The organism is Bartonella sp. AS69XJJH (assembly GCF_042195585.1).
GTDB lineage: Bacteria > Pseudomonadota > Alphaproteobacteria > Rhizobiales > Rhizobiaceae > Bartonella.
In genome coordinates this window covers 78,517-94,013 of the sequence record NZ_JBHIOO010000004.1, presented here as the reverse complement: position 1 = coordinate 94,013, position 15,497 = coordinate 78,517, and the positions used below count along the sequence as shown (strand labels likewise).

General features: G+C 40.4%; 15 protein-coding genes, 1 other RNA gene and 1 pseudogene. 8 read left to right on the top strand and 9 right to left on the bottom strand.

The genetic code is table 11. The features are described from left to right. Positions 1-336 precede the first annotated feature (336 nt). Positions 337-689 (top strand): annotated as a pseudogene (locus ACFIK6_RS03275) (helix-turn-helix domain-containing protein). A 177-nt stretch (positions 690-866) separates the two neighbouring features. On the opposite strand, the gene ACFIK6_RS03270 reads toward ACFIK6_RS03275, so the two are convergent. The 3 genes from ACFIK6_RS03270 to ACFIK6_RS03260 all read right to left on the bottom strand — a co-directional run bounded on the left by ACFIK6_RS03270 (position 867) and on the right by ACFIK6_RS03260 (position 3,164). Further along, positions 867-995, bottom strand: a complete 129-nt coding sequence (locus ACFIK6_RS03270; protein ID WP_375641767.1) for a hypothetical protein — start codon at positions 993-995, stop codon at positions 867-869. Positions 996-2,425: 1,430 nt separating this feature from the next. Beyond that, positions 2,426-3,001, bottom strand: a complete 576-nt coding sequence (locus ACFIK6_RS03265; protein WP_375641766.1) for a disulfide bond formation protein B — start codon at positions 2,999-3,001, stop codon at positions 2,426-2,428. Positions 3,002-3,011: 10 nt separating this feature from the next. Beyond that, positions 3,012-3,164 (bottom strand): DUF5993 family protein, encoded by a 153-nt coding sequence (locus tag ACFIK6_RS03260; RefSeq protein ID WP_375641765.1) that lies wholly within the window; start codon positions 3,162-3,164, stop codon positions 3,012-3,014. A 727-nt stretch (positions 3,165-3,891) separates the two neighbouring features. Between ACFIK6_RS03260 and purE the strand changes: the two genes are divergently transcribed. Beyond that, positions 3,892-4,389, top strand: a complete 498-nt coding sequence (gene purE, locus ACFIK6_RS03255) for a 5-(carboxyamino)imidazole ribonucleotide mutase (protein ID WP_375641764.1) — start codon at positions 3,892-3,894, stop codon at positions 4,387-4,389. Here purE and ACFIK6_RS03250 read toward each other — a convergent pair. Then, positions 4,327-4,941 (bottom strand): pentapeptide repeat-containing protein, encoded by a 615-nt coding sequence (locus ACFIK6_RS03250; protein WP_375677377.1) that lies wholly within the window; start codon positions 4,939-4,941, stop codon positions 4,327-4,329. The two genes, purE and ACFIK6_RS03250, sit on opposite strands and share 63 nt — an antisense overlap. Here ACFIK6_RS03250 and ACFIK6_RS03245 point away from each other — a divergent pair. Next, entirely contained in the window at positions 4,877-5,959 is a 1,083-nt protein-coding gene (locus ACFIK6_RS03245; protein ID WP_375641796.1) for a 5-(carboxyamino)imidazole ribonucleotide synthase, read from the top strand. The two genes, ACFIK6_RS03250 and ACFIK6_RS03245, sit on opposite strands and share 65 nt — an antisense overlap. Before the next feature lie 236 nt (positions 5,960-6,195). On the opposite strand, the gene ACFIK6_RS03240 is transcribed toward ACFIK6_RS03245, so the two are convergent. Then, a complete protein-coding gene (locus ACFIK6_RS03240; protein WP_375677365.1) occupies positions 6,196-6,354 on the bottom strand; it encodes a hypothetical protein in 159 nt (52 codons plus the stop codon). Between the two features lie 2,636 nt (positions 6,355-8,990). On the opposite strand from ACFIK6_RS03240, the gene ykgO reads away from it, so the two are divergent. The 3 genes from ykgO (at position 8,991) to ssrS (ending at position 11,030) form a co-directional block, all read left to right on the top strand. Beyond that, on the top strand, positions 8,991-9,116 hold the full coding sequence (gene ykgO / locus ACFIK6_RS03235) for a type B 50S ribosomal protein L36 (RefSeq protein ID WP_013545486.1): 126 nt from the start codon (positions 8,991-8,993) through the stop codon (positions 9,114-9,116). Positions 9,117-9,269: 153 nt separating this feature from the next. Beyond that, entirely contained in the window at positions 9,270-10,055 is a 786-nt protein-coding gene (locus ACFIK6_RS03230; RefSeq protein ID WP_375677364.1) for a tetratricopeptide repeat protein, read from the top strand. Positions 10,056-10,869: 814 nt separating this feature from the next. After that, positions 10,870-11,030: non-coding RNA, 6S RNA (gene ssrS / locus ACFIK6_RS03225), on the top strand. Positions 11,031-11,295: 265 nt separating this feature from the next. Here ssrS and ACFIK6_RS03220 read toward each other — a convergent pair. Beyond that, complete coding sequence (locus ACFIK6_RS03220; RefSeq protein ID WP_375641761.1) at positions 11,296-11,565, bottom strand: hypothetical protein; 270 nt, start codon at positions 11,563-11,565, stop codon at positions 11,296-11,298. Positions 11,566-11,977: 412 nt separating this feature from the next. On the opposite strand from ACFIK6_RS03220, the gene ACFIK6_RS03215 reads away from it, so the two are divergent. Both ACFIK6_RS03215 and ACFIK6_RS03210 read left to right on the top strand, forming a co-directional pair. Beyond that, a complete protein-coding gene (locus ACFIK6_RS03215; protein WP_375641760.1) occupies positions 11,978-12,583 on the top strand; it encodes a 5-formyltetrahydrofolate cyclo-ligase in 606 nt (201 codons plus the stop codon). A gap of 18 nt (positions 12,584-12,601) precedes the next feature. After that, positions 12,602-13,423, top strand: a complete 822-nt coding sequence (locus tag ACFIK6_RS03210) for a TIGR00282 family metallophosphoesterase (protein WP_273723502.1) — start codon at positions 12,602-12,604, stop codon at positions 13,421-13,423. Positions 13,424-13,797: 374 nt separating this feature from the next. Here the strand turns inward: ACFIK6_RS03210 and ACFIK6_RS03205 are convergent, their stop codons facing one another. The 3 genes from ACFIK6_RS03205 to ACFIK6_RS03195 all read right to left on the bottom strand — a co-directional run bounded on the left by ACFIK6_RS03205 (position 13,798) and on the right by ACFIK6_RS03195 (position 15,412). Next, complete coding sequence (locus ACFIK6_RS03205; RefSeq protein WP_375641759.1) at positions 13,798-14,241, bottom strand: helix-turn-helix domain-containing protein; 444 nt, start codon at positions 14,239-14,241, stop codon at positions 13,798-13,800. Positions 14,242-14,420: 179 nt separating this feature from the next. Continuing rightward, positions 14,421-14,777 (bottom strand): helix-turn-helix domain-containing protein, encoded by a 357-nt coding sequence (locus ACFIK6_RS03200; protein ID WP_375641757.1) that lies wholly within the window; start codon positions 14,775-14,777, stop codon positions 14,421-14,423. 278 nt (positions 14,778-15,055) lie between these two features. Then, entirely contained in the window at positions 15,056-15,412 is a 357-nt protein-coding gene (locus tag ACFIK6_RS03195; RefSeq protein ID WP_375641757.1) for a helix-turn-helix domain-containing protein, read from the bottom strand. Positions 15,413-15,497: the final 85 nt, after the last annotated feature.

Genomic DNA, 15,497 nt, shown 5'->3' with positions numbered 1-15,497 from the left:
GTCAAATTCAAACCAGCATACCACGCCTCTCAAAGAGCAGTGTTTTACAACATAATAGAATAGAAAATTTTTGATTTTTCTTGCCAATCTTCTGAAATTACCTTATAAATGAATGCTGTAATTTTGGTCGTATACGCAACGACCAATAGGGAACTAAAAGCCCTAAATCCGAGCGTACAATTGAGCCCGCTTTTGTGGGTATCCCGGAATTCCGGGAGTTTTTGCTATGTCCAGGTGCTTACCAGCACTAAAAGCAAAAAAACTGACTCGGATTCAGTACTTTTAGACTCCCGGAATACCAATGCGAGGGCGCTCGCAACCGGAGGGGGGCTTGAAGTGCAAACCAAAAATCCAAATTTTATCGACATTCTGATAGGCAAAAGAATCCGTCACAGACGCATTGCAATAGGACTTTCCCAAAAAGCATTAGGAAGCCATTTAGGCGTCAGTTTCCAACAAATCCAAAAATATGAAAAGGCTTTAATCGTGTAAGCGCAGGGTGTTTACTCGAAATCGCCCAAAAACTAGATGTTCCCATAAGCTTTTTTTATGCAGATATTGCCACAAAAGAAAACGCCTCACACCGTGATCAAGAAACATACAGCGAAAAAGAACACACCCTTTTAAAAAATTTTAGAGAGCTCCAGCCGAAAAAACAAAAAGCAATCTTGTGGCTGATGTCTGATTAAGCAAAAGAGTAACAAATTAACATTATTTGCCAATATACCCCACACCACCTATAAACTTCAGATCACCACCCCTCAAACGACAGCGCTTCAAAAGGCGCTACAATAAGCCCTATCTCCTTAACGTCATCCTTCATGCATCCCCTTCGCACCACCGCCTCTTATCCCCCTCTAATCTGTTCATTTCCATTCCACCCCCACACTCTCCTCTCTCGTCAACGCACCCACCTCTTCAGCCAAACTTCCCCCCTTCACAGACTCTTCACCCCACACCCCAATCTTCTCTCCACTCCTCTCTTCACATGCCATGCCATGCCTAAAGCATACACAATGCACAAATCCTCCATTCCCTTTTACGAATATACGTTTTCACGCTTTTACATATTTACAGAAAGCAGAAAATCTGTAAAAAATGCATTATACAATAACGTTTTCAACAACTGTCATTAAAATCTTGCCCCTTATTTTCATTTAAATCCCCCTATTTTCACCTAAATCATAGATATAAACCGCCCTATCATTGCATTGACCAGCATAAAATTTTTCGACAAATTCTAGCGATCAAAAGGGTTCATAAGAAGCATTTTACGACTTTTAAAAGAATCTTGCCCCAAATCCAGTGCTTTCTTGTAACGGACGAGAGTACATTTAATTGACTATAAGAAAGTTTAAAATGAGAGAATCTTTTCGTTTTTCTCATTCAACATCCGCAACGATAACTCATCCTTATAAATCAATATTTTTTCGTAATACAAAACGCACCAAAAGGAATATACTTGCGTCACATATTCACACGCTTGTTTTAAAGACAGCTCTCACAACGCTCAACACACCCATTTCGCGAACACTATCCGTAAAGGAATAGCCCCCATGAAGGGTATAATATCCATTCAGCCCCTATCTTTATGTTTATAAAAGAACAAGGCCAACACCATCAGAAAGACTCTGCCCACTCCTAATGTTGCGCACAGTCTTCAGTTTAAGAGACAATTCATTAAAGGTATGCCTTTCTGATACAGTTTTGACCCACATGGTCCACCCGCTTATGATATGCAAGCAAGTGATTTTAATGGATCCAGTATGAAAGAGCTTATAATGAGAAATTTTTATTATATTCAGCGTTGTGCTTCATGTTAAAAATGATGATTTATCATTATAAATCAATATATTAATAAAAAATAGAGTCAGCATCAAGACACTTACCTTTTTTAAAAAAAGGCTTCACACTGAAAGAAAACATCTAAAAATGAGATAAAAAAAAAGGTTTGCCTGTAATAAACAAACCTCTGCAGAAAATTATTCAGATAATTTTCAAAATTTTATATTAATCCCTCTAAAAGCAGCAAAGATGCCTTAGAAGCACCAAAATGAATACAAAAACTTATTTAACACAATGTTACGAAAAATCAAGAACAAAAAACTTTTATAGTTAATGCCCCTAAAAAACGAGGCTTTTTAACCCACGCAGCTCAACAATCTTGGGGCCGCTCTACGAGCATCCTCCGACCAATCGCTTTCATCTCTCTCAAAAGACAGTATTAAAAGGTCCACAGAGCAAGTTTTCGCTAGAAAATATCAATCGCCAGCGCTCATAAAAGCCAGCGTTGGCATAAAAGATCAAATTATCAAAACTCTTGCTGAAATGTCTTCCCAATCAATAAAAAAGAAGCGGACTTTTAAATATTTCCGCCTCTTTAACAATAAAAATTATGATGAGGGATTATTAAAAAATTTCAAGACTATGAAGGGAACCAATTTGATAACAATTCATACCTTACAGGATCATCGGCACATTGTCCACCACCACATTCCAGTATGGTAGAAATCAAATTTGCCGCAATCAAAAACACAAATAAGAAACTTGCCGCTTTACTCAAGAATGGAAAAGGAGAAAATTCTTTGAACTTGTGTGCCAATTCGCCTAAAATCATGACAAATGAAACAGCAAAGATACAAAGGACAGAAATAATGAAGGCCCAAGTATAAAAATGCAATCCAAAGAACGTTGAACCATATCCCAAATCATCAGGCGTTATATGCAAAAACACTTGCCGTGCTGCAACGGCACTCGTTACCATACAACCAAGAATAACCATACCATAATGGGTATTTTTTACCTTATAGTGAATATTGAGCAAGAACCCACAACCTGCCAGCATCAATCCAACACGCTGGAGTAAACAAAGGGGACAAGGTAACTCAAACTTTACCAATTGATAATAAAAAGCCACCACCAAGACAACGGATAACCCAAAGAGTCCTAGCGTATTCATAAAGATAACGAAGTGAGGATTTTTTTGTTCAACGTGTTCCATGGCTATTCTCTCAAAAAGATAAATTTAAAGTAGAAGTTGCGTGATGATTGAAAGTGAGAAGAATGACAACGAATAAAATTGCCCACAAAGCATAACTTATATTTTTTTTACCACACATAGTCGTTATTGCAGTACCTAAAGCGATTAAAAATGGAAGAAACATAGCTTTTAAATCTCCTTTACATCCGTTGTTTAACTCTTATTTATTTCAGCGTTCACCATATTAGAAAATTGGGCAAAAAAGAGACAATAGATTTATTATTCACAATTCATCATTCACTTTTATATTGTCATTATATTTAAGTGAAAAAACAAAGAACTCTATAATTATTCTAAAAAGACATCAGACCGAAAGAGCTGATCACTATCTTCTCTTATATCAACAATATCAGTAACTATAAAGATCATCCCCCCATACATAAAAAATCGCCTTAACAGCAGAATTAAGCAGGCTTTAAAACTGACAGATATACATCTCTTCTTTATTGTAAGCAATATTTAAAAATTACCACTATATTTTACATAATATGGATACAGTATTTATTTTAGCAAATAAAAAACGAATAATTTTTTTGAAAACCTTACAGCCAATGGCTTTTCCCTAATGGTATTTTTTTCTCTTAATCTTAAATAAAAGAAAATCGCGTAAGCTCAACAGCCTCATGGTGCCCCCTTCATACCTCTTCCTCAAAATTGATCCCCCCTTAAAAGAAATGCTTCATAACCTTCAATACTTTAATTTTTCAACTCTAAAAGTTCCCTTTAAATTTTAGCTTTCCATCTTATTTGCAAAATAACTGTTTCTCTGTCATCAATTGGCTTTGCAAAGAGACTATAAAACTTTAAAAAAAATAATGATAAAGAATCGCATTGAATCAAAAGGATGGAGAATGATGAAAAAATCATGTGATGTCGCGATTTTAATGGGAAGCCAATCGGATTGGCAAACGATGTGCCATAGTGCAGATATTTTGACGAATCTTGGTATTTCTCATAGTTCGCATATTGTCTCAGCACACCGAACCCCTGAACGCCTTTATCAATTTGCCAAAGAAGCAAAAGAAGTAGGGTTTAAAGTTTTAATTGCCGGTGCAGGGGGTGCAGCGCATCTTCCTGGTATGCTAGCAGCCCTTACGCCTCTTCCTGTTTTTGGCGTTCCAGTGCATTCTCATTCTCTTTCTGGTCAAGATTCTTTGCTTTCAATTGTGCAAATGCCAGCAGGGATACCCGTTGGCACATTAGCAATTGGCAAAGCAGGCGCAATTAATGCCGCACTTTTAGCCGCAGCTGTTATGGCCGTTTATGATCATGATCTCGCCCAACGATTAGAAAATTGGCGTCAGCAACAAACAGCCAATGTCGCCCAAACACCTGTAACGGAGGTTTAAAATGGCACCGTTTTCCAACAGCTCCTCGTCCAACACCACCCTATCCAACACCACCCTAGCCAACGCCACCCTAGCCAACACCACCCTATCCAACACCACCCCAGCCAACACTGCCCTATCCAACACTACCCTATCCAACACCACCCCAGCCAACGCCACCCTATCCAACGCCACCCCAGCCAACACCACCCTATCCAACGCCACCCCAACCAACGCCTCCTCGTCCAACGCCACCCCAGCTAACACCTCCTCGTCCAACGCCACCCCAACCAACGCCACCCCAGCCAACACCACCCCAGCCAACACCACCCTATCCAACGCCACCCCAGCCAACACCACCCCAGCCAACACCACCCCAGCCAACACCACCCTATCCAACGCCACCTCGTCCAACGCCACCTCGTCCAACACCACCCCAGCCAACACCGCCCCAGCCAACACTGCCCTATCCAACACCACCCCAACCAACGCCACCACCTCATCTACCCTGTTACCTCCAGGAAGCGTCATTGGTTTAATCGGCGGCGGACAGTTAGCACGGATGCTCGCCATAGCGGCCGCAGAATTAGGATTTCGAACCGTTATTTTTTGTCCTGAAGCCGATTGCCCAGCCGCTCAAACAGCAAACAGCCATATTGTTGCCTCTTATGACGATATATCAGCTTTAGATCATTTTATTTCTCAGTGTGATGTTGTCAGCTATGAATTTGAAAATCTTTCGCTTCAAACGGTTCAATATGTAGAGAAGAGTAAGCCTGTTTATCCTTCTTCCAAAGCATTAGAGATCACGCAAGATCGGCTTTTTGAGAAGCAATTTTTGCGTGATCAAGGGATTGGCACCGCTTCATGGTATGCTGTTGACAATTCTTCTTCTCTTCTTTCCGCTCTCGATGCCTTAGGGGGACGTGGTCTTTTAAAGACGCGTCGTTTTGGTTATGACGGAAAAAACCAAATCAAGCTCGACCACCCCGATGAACAAACCCGTGACGAAGCCTTAAGGACTTTTCAGGAACAGCCTTGTATTTTAGAAGAAATAGTTCCTTTTTTATCGGAAATTTCGGTTCTTTCTGCCCGCACAAAACAAGGGGAACATATTTTTTATGATTGCCCAGAAAACCAACACAAAAACGGGATTCTTCATAAATCCTTTGTTCCCTCCCATATTCCACTTGATGTGCAAAAAGCAGCTCAAGACATTAGCCTAACAGTCATGAATGCCCTCGATTACGTTGGTGTTCTTTGTATTGAGTTTTTTGTCCTAACAAATGGTCACCTTTTAGTGAATGAACTCGCGCCGCGTGTCCATAATTCTGGTCATTGGACACAAAAAGCATGCATAACTTCACAATTTGAACAGCATATCCGTGCTATTTGCGGCCTTCCCTTAGGCAGTCCCTATCGCCATAGCGATTGCCAAATGACAAATCTTCTTGGTAACAATTTAAGCACGTTAAAATATTTTCTCACACAAGAGCACACCTCGATCCATTTATATGGCAAAAGCACTGTTCACCCCCACCGCAAAATGGGGCATGTCATCCAATTAATGGGACCAGCCAACAAATCTTAACGCCCACATATAAAAACGCTTTTTCACACGTTTCCCCCAATGAATTGAAACACAACCTCTCACCCCACACAGATCAACCATTCATACGGCTCAACAAGTGCGCCCCAACCCTTCTCACCCCTTCTTCCCCACCCAAAGCTCTGCCCCCTTCCTACAAGCCCTGATCTTTCACCCCCCCCTCATCCAAATCGCTTCGTCCTACACGAACATCTCATGCCCCCCTCAAACACAACCTCTCACCCCACACAGATCAACCATTCATACGGCTCAACAAGTGCGCCCCAACCCTTCTCAACCCTTCTTCCCCACCCAAAACTCTGCCCCCCTCTTACAAGCCCTGATCCTTCCCCCCTCGGTCCAACACCCCCCTCATCCAACACCATCTTCTCCAACATGTTACCTCCAAGGCATCATTATTCCTCCATGATAGAGGCAGCCCCTTCATTTTGCTTTTAATCTCAATCTTTAGGAAATAGACTGATCTATTGCCCCCCTAGATACCAATCCCAACGATTGCGCTTTTATTGTCTCTAGCCTCTCTTCTTATGTTTATTTTTGCACAAAAGCATTTTCACAAAAGCATCGTTTTGTTTTCTCATAAAATCGCTGCAAAGAGGTAAAACGTATGACTCCACCCAAACAACTCTCGCAAACGCAGCCCAATATCAGCCAGAAGGTAGCCTCTTCAGCATAGAAACTTTCCTCTTTTTCTCCTCTCTTTTTTCCTTAACGAATAGAGGACCTTCTCCTTTCGTTAATCCGCCCAACATCTTTCTCGAAAAAGCTTCCCTGAACTTCTCCCCAACGGCTTAAATTGCTTTTTTACAGATCAATTTTTTTCTCTCACGCCCCCTCTCTTTTCAGCGCATCCATTTTCCCACCTTTTAATCCTGTTAAAACAATAAATTATAAGGCGCATCACCACCGTATAATGCTCATTGGTTTTATGGCATCTCTTTATTGCATCCCGCAGTTCTTTATGAACTCCCTTATCGTAAACGCACTTTGTTTACGCATACTCTATAATCAACCAAAAAAGACTGTCTGTAACTCTCTATCCTGCTCAGCAATGACATTCGTCAAGACCAACCGACCCGCAACTTCACGCAGTTCCCACAATTTTTCGCGCTGCAAGCTTCTTTCAAGAGCACCTAACAGCACCCTTAATTGACTAAATATAAATGTTTATTTTATGATCTTGATAAAGCTAAATTATACTTTTTAATACTATCATTTTAATACTATTATTGCCTTTAAAACGCTCATTGTGCGAAAAAATACTTCATTTCTAAAAACAATGAAGCAACTTTAAATGAGACACAGTCTGTTCCTCCCAAAAAACGTAAAGGGGGTCCATTTAGACATATGTTGTTCCTCTTTCTTCTAACCTTTCGGAAACCCATTGTTTTCGTAACGAAAATCCTAGCAATAGGCTTTTTATTAATGACAGGAATTCTTTGTCTAGTATACCTCGCGGTAGGAAGAGAGTCCCTGCCCCTATTGATCGGGATACCAATGCTCATTACGTCAGCTCTCTTTGGCATTTGCAACATGTATATAAATTGGTATTATGACATACTTTTATTACGTCTATCCCCAGAAAATGTGAAGCTTTCACTCTTTCAATAAACATCATCATAGACCACCCTTGGGAAGGTCAAATTTTTCTACAGCATGGATATTAAAAGGAATTCAAACTATCCACATTCAAGAGCCAAAGTGTATTCTCAGTATACTGTCTCTCTCACCGGATAATTTGAATTCCCCATCCGCTTGACAATATCCAGCAATCCACCCCACGTAGAAATAATGGGGTTTCAAAGAAGCATAAGCTATTGCCTTCAAAGAGAAATTTATACATAATCTTTCATTCTAACAGCACAGATTTAATCCCTCATTAAAAGAGCCAAGCGCTTCGCTCCGTTCTTAATCTCCACGTCAAAGATATAATTACAGGATATGATTACAGCACTAAGCTTATCCATTCCCAAACATCCTCTCACCCCTCACATAAAATAAAAAGCCTCCAACAGAAGACGCTTGTGTTACCAATTTACGCACTTATTTTAAAGAAACGCTTATTTTAAAAAAACACTTGGCCAATGCACATTGCCACCACTTCACCCCCCCTCATCATAGAACATAAAAGCTCTCGGGTAATAGCTTAAACATTCATAGCACCCCACCCTCTTCAAGCTTATGAAGCGTAAACGCCAGCCTCATCACACCCGCTTGCCAGCTCCCAATGTTGCAACACTCTCTTGCACTTGAAAGGATTTATAAAAGACCGTTTTATTTCTTGACCTTCAAGTATTTTCACTCATACACCAATCCCGCTTGTGATATGCAAGCAGCAAATGCTATGAGATATAAAGATTTGCAATGAGAAAATCTCAACTCTACGCGAGGCTCTTATTTGCTCTGAACAATAGAAATTGATCCTTAACAATTCATCCCATTTGTCTTCATTATGCGGTTTATTTTCTAGGTTTTAAGAATAAGTCTTAATAATATCATCACACCCACTAACAAAAACACCTCATGGTATAAATTTTACATGACCCTTACTAAACGATGATATTTTACGGAGAAACAAGATTATTTTCTCACAAATGAGAAGCTTTTCCTTATTTCCACTTTTTGTGCTTCTTTTTGCTTTTTACGAGAATATTTTTATCTTCAAAGCAACCATTAACACACCATAAGAAATGTATAATATACCCTTGACAAGAATAAGACTTCTTGTTAAATCTCGCTTACTTTTTTTGCAATTTTCACTTATTCGTTGTGCTAATGAAGTGTGTTAATGCGTACCTTAAGGGTGCGTTTTTCTTTTTGTGATCACAGTGAAAAAGTGTATCGCGTGATGTTATGATGCAAGTACGATATCGCAATGTAATGTTCCGCAATGTAATGTTCATTGAGTGAGCAGTGTATTGGGGTTGTGATATTGTGTTTTAATGTTATATCACAGTTGTTTTAATGTTGTATTATAGTATTGTGTTACGTAAACTGTTTAACGGTGAATATGATGAAAATTAAAAATTCGCTTAAAGCACTAAAGGAGCGCCACCGTAACAATCGTTTGGTGCGTCGTAAGGGTCGTATTTATATTCTTAATAAAACGAATCCACGTTTTAGAGCGCGTCAAGGCTAGTTGTTTTGGTTAATATTTTTATGCCTACTGTTTGTAGGCTTAAAAATTTTTCCTTAAGATTTTTTGGTTACGAGTCCGTTGGTTATAAGTCCGTTGATTACAAGTCTAGTATTTGATAATATTTGGTGATTTATCTTTTGGGGGCTTGTTTTTATGGATTCTTCTATTTTTTTAAAAGCCTTTCGATTTTTTCAGTCGCGTTTTTTTTGTATTTTCCAGCGCGTTTTTTTTCTTTTTTTTGTTGGCATATTTTGTTTTGTTCCCTCTAGCTATGGGAAAAATCCTCCTTCGCTTCCTGAAGATCGTCCTTCTCCACAATCGCTTTTACCGTTAGATGATCTTATTCCCAATTCTCCTCCGCCTTCCTCAACGCCCTCCGATTCTGATTCCTCGGCGGTTATTCTTGAAGATCTTGACAAAGATCAGCTTTCCCATGTTGACAGAGTTAAGCAACGCAAAGAAGCAGAAATTTTACGTTTACTGAAAGAGTTGAAATATTGTGCTGATGTTTCTCAAGCAAAAAAGATCAGTCAACAACTTCAACATTTGTGGTCCCAATCGGGCAGTGAGACGATTGATCTTTTAATGTCATGGGCTGAAAATGCTATTAACAGTGATGATTATGGACTTGCGCTTGATTATATTGATAATGCTCTTGCACTTTTACCTACTCACGCTGAAGCTTGGGTAAGGCGCGCTTGGATTCACATTCAACTAAACGATTTCAAGCTTGCCATGCTTGATCTCAACCATGCACTTGAACTTGAGCCGCGCAACTATATCGCTTTTTTTGAACTTGGCGTTACCATGGAAGCAACAGAGCGTCCAAAACTTGCTCTTAAAGCTTATGAAACAGCATTAGAGTATTACCCACAAATGCGTAGAATTCAAAAGCGCGTGCAAGCTCTGTTAGATGAACAATCACCACAATCTCTTTGAACCCATTCAAAAACGAGAGGCTTTACGCATCCTTTCAAACTTGGCTAAGACGCAAGCCTTCTCCACATTCCACAAGCCCCTTGCTTATAACCACACCCTCAAACCCCCACCCCACGCAATTGACCCTACTCCACGCAATTACCCCCCCAAGCAATTGACAGTGTCTTTTTTGAATTTGAAGCTTTTTTGTATTAAAGGTAGCGTCCAAACACTTTCAATATACCCCCTACAGAATTTCTCTCATAGCAAGAAAACGCTGCACGCCTTGGTCCTCTCACACCGCCTCTTCTTTTCACTATCCCTCTATCATGGATAAAAAGATGATAAAACACGATCCTCAAAAAATATTTTTTGAAAAAAGCTTAAAACATTGCTTAGCACCTCTGATAAACTATCATCATCTGTTTTTTTATTTTTATGAAACCCATAAGCAGCACATACCATATTAGCTCGTCCTCCTCCCTCAAAGTTGATAAAACAGCACTGAAATATTCCCCACAAGACAAAAACTTCAAAGACGCAACATCAGTTAAACAAACATTCTTGAATAAGAAATATTTCCCCTTCAAAGCTCCTCCAAGCATTCCCCGAAACATAAAAAGCAAGCGATTGCCAATAAACCGTTCTGCGTCACTCAAACACCCCCCCACTCATATTTTTTGCTTTTTTACTTTGAATAAAGCATATCATACAGCCATCTCAAGCAGCCACCAGCAAGGTTATAAAAACTCTCTTGAAAAAACTTTATGAAAAAGAAGAGATTGCGGTTATTTTATCTCTAGCAGAAACTCTGAAATTGTTTTATATTAAGGAGGGTGTTCTGCGCTTCTCGACAGGAAATAACGTATTCCTGAGACCTTAATGATCTCCAAGGGAGCTGTCCCTGATCAAGCCCGTGGGCTTTTTCATATGGCGCCCACCTATTTGTATAGGTTCCCGGGGTCAACTTTTTCCATCGGCTGTTGTGGATCACCCTTTTTTTACCCATAAAATTCCCCCCCAAAAAAATTGAGAAAGTCCTTTTACATAAGACCAATGACGATACTCTCTTTGCAAGAAATAAAAATCACGAGGGGCTTTATTTTATAAAACAGACAGCACTTACAAAAAAATCCCCTCTGTGAATCTGCTTCAGCCCTTCGCACGGGCAAGCAGCGCAAAAGCAGTTTATCGCACCAAGATACCCTAACACAAGAATGCATATTTTTTCATGAAGCACAGCTCTTGTCCTAACAGAGATTTACAAAACGCCAATAATGGATAAAATGCCAGCATCTGATAAGACAATTGGCAAAACTTGGCGAGACAATGATACAAAATCCCCTCTGTGAATCTGCTTCAGCCCTTCGCATGACAAGCAGCGCAAAAGCGGTTTATCGCACCAAGATGCCCTAACATAAGAGCGCGCACATTTTTCATGAGCCAGCTCTTGTCCATACAGAGATTTACAAAACGCCAACAATGGATAAAATGCCAGTATCTTATAAAACAACTGACGAGACAATGACACAAAATTCCCTCTGTGAATCTGCTTCATCCCTTCGCATGACAAGCAGCGCAAAAGCGGTTTGTCGCGTCGTGATGCTCTTTTAATAGAAGAGCGCACACTCTTTCCATGAGCGCACCTCTTGTCCTAACAGAGATTTACAAAACGCCAATAATGGATAAAATGCCAACATCTGATAAGACAATTGGCAAGACTTGGCGAGACAATGACACAAAATCCCCTCTGTGAATCTGCTTCAGCCCTTCGCACGGACAAGCAGCGCAAAAGCGGTTTATCACGTCGTGATGCTCTTTTAATAGAAGAGCGCACACTCTTTCCATGAGCGCACCTCTTGTCCTAACAGAGATTTACAAAACGCCAATAATGGATAAAATGCCAGCATCTGATAAAACAATTGGCAAAACTTGGCGAGACAATGACACAAAATCCCCTCTGTGAATCTGCTTCAGCCCTTCGCACACAGCAGCGCAAAAGCGGTTTGTCGCGTCGTGATGCTCTTTTAATAGAAGAGCGCACACTCTTTTCGCAGCGTGCTTGTTGCCACTTTATTGAATACCTTGAAAAAAAGGGAACAGATTTTTCACGCCTCATTTTGGCAGGCTATTGGCCCATTAAATCGGAAATTGACCCGCGTCCTTTACTGGCTGCTGTAGCGTTACGCGGTGGACATTTAGCCTTACCAGCAGTACTTGATTCCACCACCATGATTTTCCGTGCATTTTCGCCCAGCACGATTTTAGAGCCCATGCGCTTTGGCACCTTTGGTCCCAGTGCCGACAATGGCGTTGTTGTCCCCAATAATATTCTTGTTCCGCTTTCTGCGTTTGATCGTCAATGTCACCGTCTTGGCTATGGAGGTGGATATTATGACCGTGCGGTTGAAGCTCTTGAAAAACAAGGGCATCAAATGACATTATGGGGTATAGGATTTTCATGTCAGGAGGTTTCCTCTATTCCCGCAGCAGAACATGATCTACAGGTCCAGGGTATTTTTACAGAAAAAGGTTTCTTAAAATGTTAAAATGTGATTAAAGCGCCTATGCGTTTTTTATTTTTAGGTGACATTGTTGGTAACACAGGCTGTAAAGCTGTTTTTGAACACCTTCCTCAACTGATTAAGAAGTGGCAGCTTGATTTTGTTGTGGTAAATGGTGAAAATGCCTCTGGTGGTTTTGGTCTCACACAAGAAACGTATCAAGATCTTTTGATGACCGGTGTTGATGTTGTCACCACAGGCAATCATGCTTTTTCTCACAAAGAAGCATTGCAGTATGCCCATGAGAGTGATCGTTTTTTACGCCCTGCCAATTTTTCAAAAGAAACTCCCGGAAGAGGTGCTGGTATTTTTACGGCAAAAAATGGCGCCCGTGTTCTTGTCGCCAATTTATTAGGCAACGTTTTTATGCCGTGCAAAGTAGAAGATCCATTTGAAACAGCGGAAAATATTCTGCTTGCTTGTTCGTTGATGGAGCAAGCCGATACGGTTATTTTTGACTTTCACGCAGAAACGACAAGCGAGAAGCAATGTTTTGGTCATTTTCTTGACGGTCGTGTAAGTGTTATCGTTGGCACGCATACGCATATTCCCACGGCTGACGCGCAGATCTTAGAAGGTGGGAGCGCCTATTTAACAGATGCAGGCATGTGTGGAGATTATAACTCATCTCTAGGAATGGATAAAGAAGAACCCTTACACCGTTTTCTTTATAAAACGAAGCAAGATCGTTTTGAACCGGCATGTGGTCCCGCCACCCTTTGTGGTTTAGCGGTTGAGATTTCAGATCGCACAGGTTTAGCAGAAAAGGTCTCAGCTGTACGGATTGGCCCTCACTTAAAGCCTGAAGTTCCAGATTTTTGGTAGCTTCTTTTAATCCACCCCCTTTGATGACAACTCTCCACTGTGCGTCCTTTGGATGATCACTCTCCAATGTTTCCTTTTGAGAACTCTTTCTGGCAAGATGATTTTTCAACCCCTTCCCAAATCCCTAAAAACACCACACCCCCAATTTGCCGAACACAGCAACTTTTCCTAACACAAATAAGTCACTCTTTTAAAAAGGGAAAAAGGCCCAAATTTTTCATGATTTTTAAAATGACGAGAAGGAGGTTCTATTTGGACATTTCTGCGGGGGGGGGGGAGGAGAAATGTTAACCCCCTTCTCTAAAAAAGGGTTTATAGAATAATTTATTATTTAGCAAGAGCCTCTTTATTTTTTTCTTTATTCTAACGAAAATTTAATCTTTTGCCTTCTGTTTTTTAGGTTTGAGCTCTCTAAAACTTTTCAAAAGGATGTGCTCTTCTTTACTTCCGATCCCTTCATCACAAGGATCCAGGGCATTTTCTTTTGTTGAGAGATCAGCGTAAAAAAAGGAAATGGGAACATTGAGAATATCAGCAATTTCTTGTAAACGCCCCGCTCCTATACGATTAGAGCCTTTTTCATATTTTTGGATTTGTTGAAAAGTCACACCTAACTGGCCGCCTAATTGCTTTTGCGACATTCCGATCATTGTTCTTTTAAAGCGAATTTTTTTACCTATCGAAATATCGTTAAAGTGTGGATTTTTAGCTTTCACTTCAAGCTTCCCTGCCGGTTGCGAGCGCCCTCGCATTAGTATTCCGGGAATCAAAAACACTGAATCCGAGTCAGCTTTTTTGCTTTTAGTGCTGGTAAGCACCTGGACATGGCAAAAACTCCCGGAATCTCGCGATACTTATAAAGCAGGCTAATGTCTCAGCTTGGATTTTCAGGCTTTGGGCTCCACCATTCAACCTCACTGTACAACGAGAACCCTGGTACTTGTTCATAAAATAATTTCAGGAGACCAGCAATAAGAATTAAAACAGTGTTTTTATCTCATGAGACAATCAAACACAAAATTGCCTTCTGTTTCTTAGGTTTGAGCTCTCTAAAACTTTTCAAAAGGATGTGCTCTTCTTTACTTACGATCCCTTCATCACAAGGATCCAGGGCATTTTCTTTTGTTGAGAGATCAGCGTAAAAAAAGGAAATGGGAACATTGAGAATATCAGCAATTTCTTGTAAACGCCCCGCCCCTATACGATTAGAGCCTTTTTCATATTTTTGGATTTGTTGAAAAGTCACACCTAACTGGCTGCCTAATTGCTTTTGTGACATTCCGATCATTGTTCTTTTAAAGCGAATTTTTCTGCCTATCGAAATATCGTTAAAGTGTGGATTTTTAGCTTTCACCTCAAGCTCCCCTGCCGGTTGCGAGCGCCCTCGCATTGGTATTCCGGGAGTTGAAAGAGCTGAAACTTGACTCAGCCTTTTGCTTTTAGTGCTAAAGAGCACCTGGACATAACAAAAGCTCCCGGAAATCCGGGATATCCATAAAGCTGGATAAATACGTGTCTCAAGTTTCGGGTCTTTCATTCCCTGTTGATCGCTGCGTAGACGACCAAAACATTCTCTTACCAATAAAGCAATTTCAGGAAATTAGCAATAAAATTTAAAATAGTGTTTTTATCTCATGAGACAATCAAACACAAAATTGCCTTCTGTTTCTTAGGTTTGAGCTCTCTAAAACTTTTCAAAAGGATGTGCTCTTCTTTACTTACGATCCCTTCATCACAAGGATCCAGGGCATTTTCTTTTGTTGAGAGATCAGCGTAAAAAAAGGAAATGGGAACATTGAGAATATCAGCAATTTCTTGTAAACGCCCCGCCCCTATACGATTAGAGCCTTTTTCATATTTTTGGATTTGTTGAAAAGTCACACCTAACTGGCTGCCTAATTGCTTTTGCGACATTCCGATCATTGTTCTTTTAAAGCGAATTTTTCTACCTATCGAAATATCGTTAAAGTGTGGATTTTTAGCTTTCACTTTAAGCTCCCCTGCCGGTTGCGAGCGCCCTCGCATTGGTATTCCGGGAGTCTGAAAGTACTGAGTTCAGTCAGCTTTTTTTGCT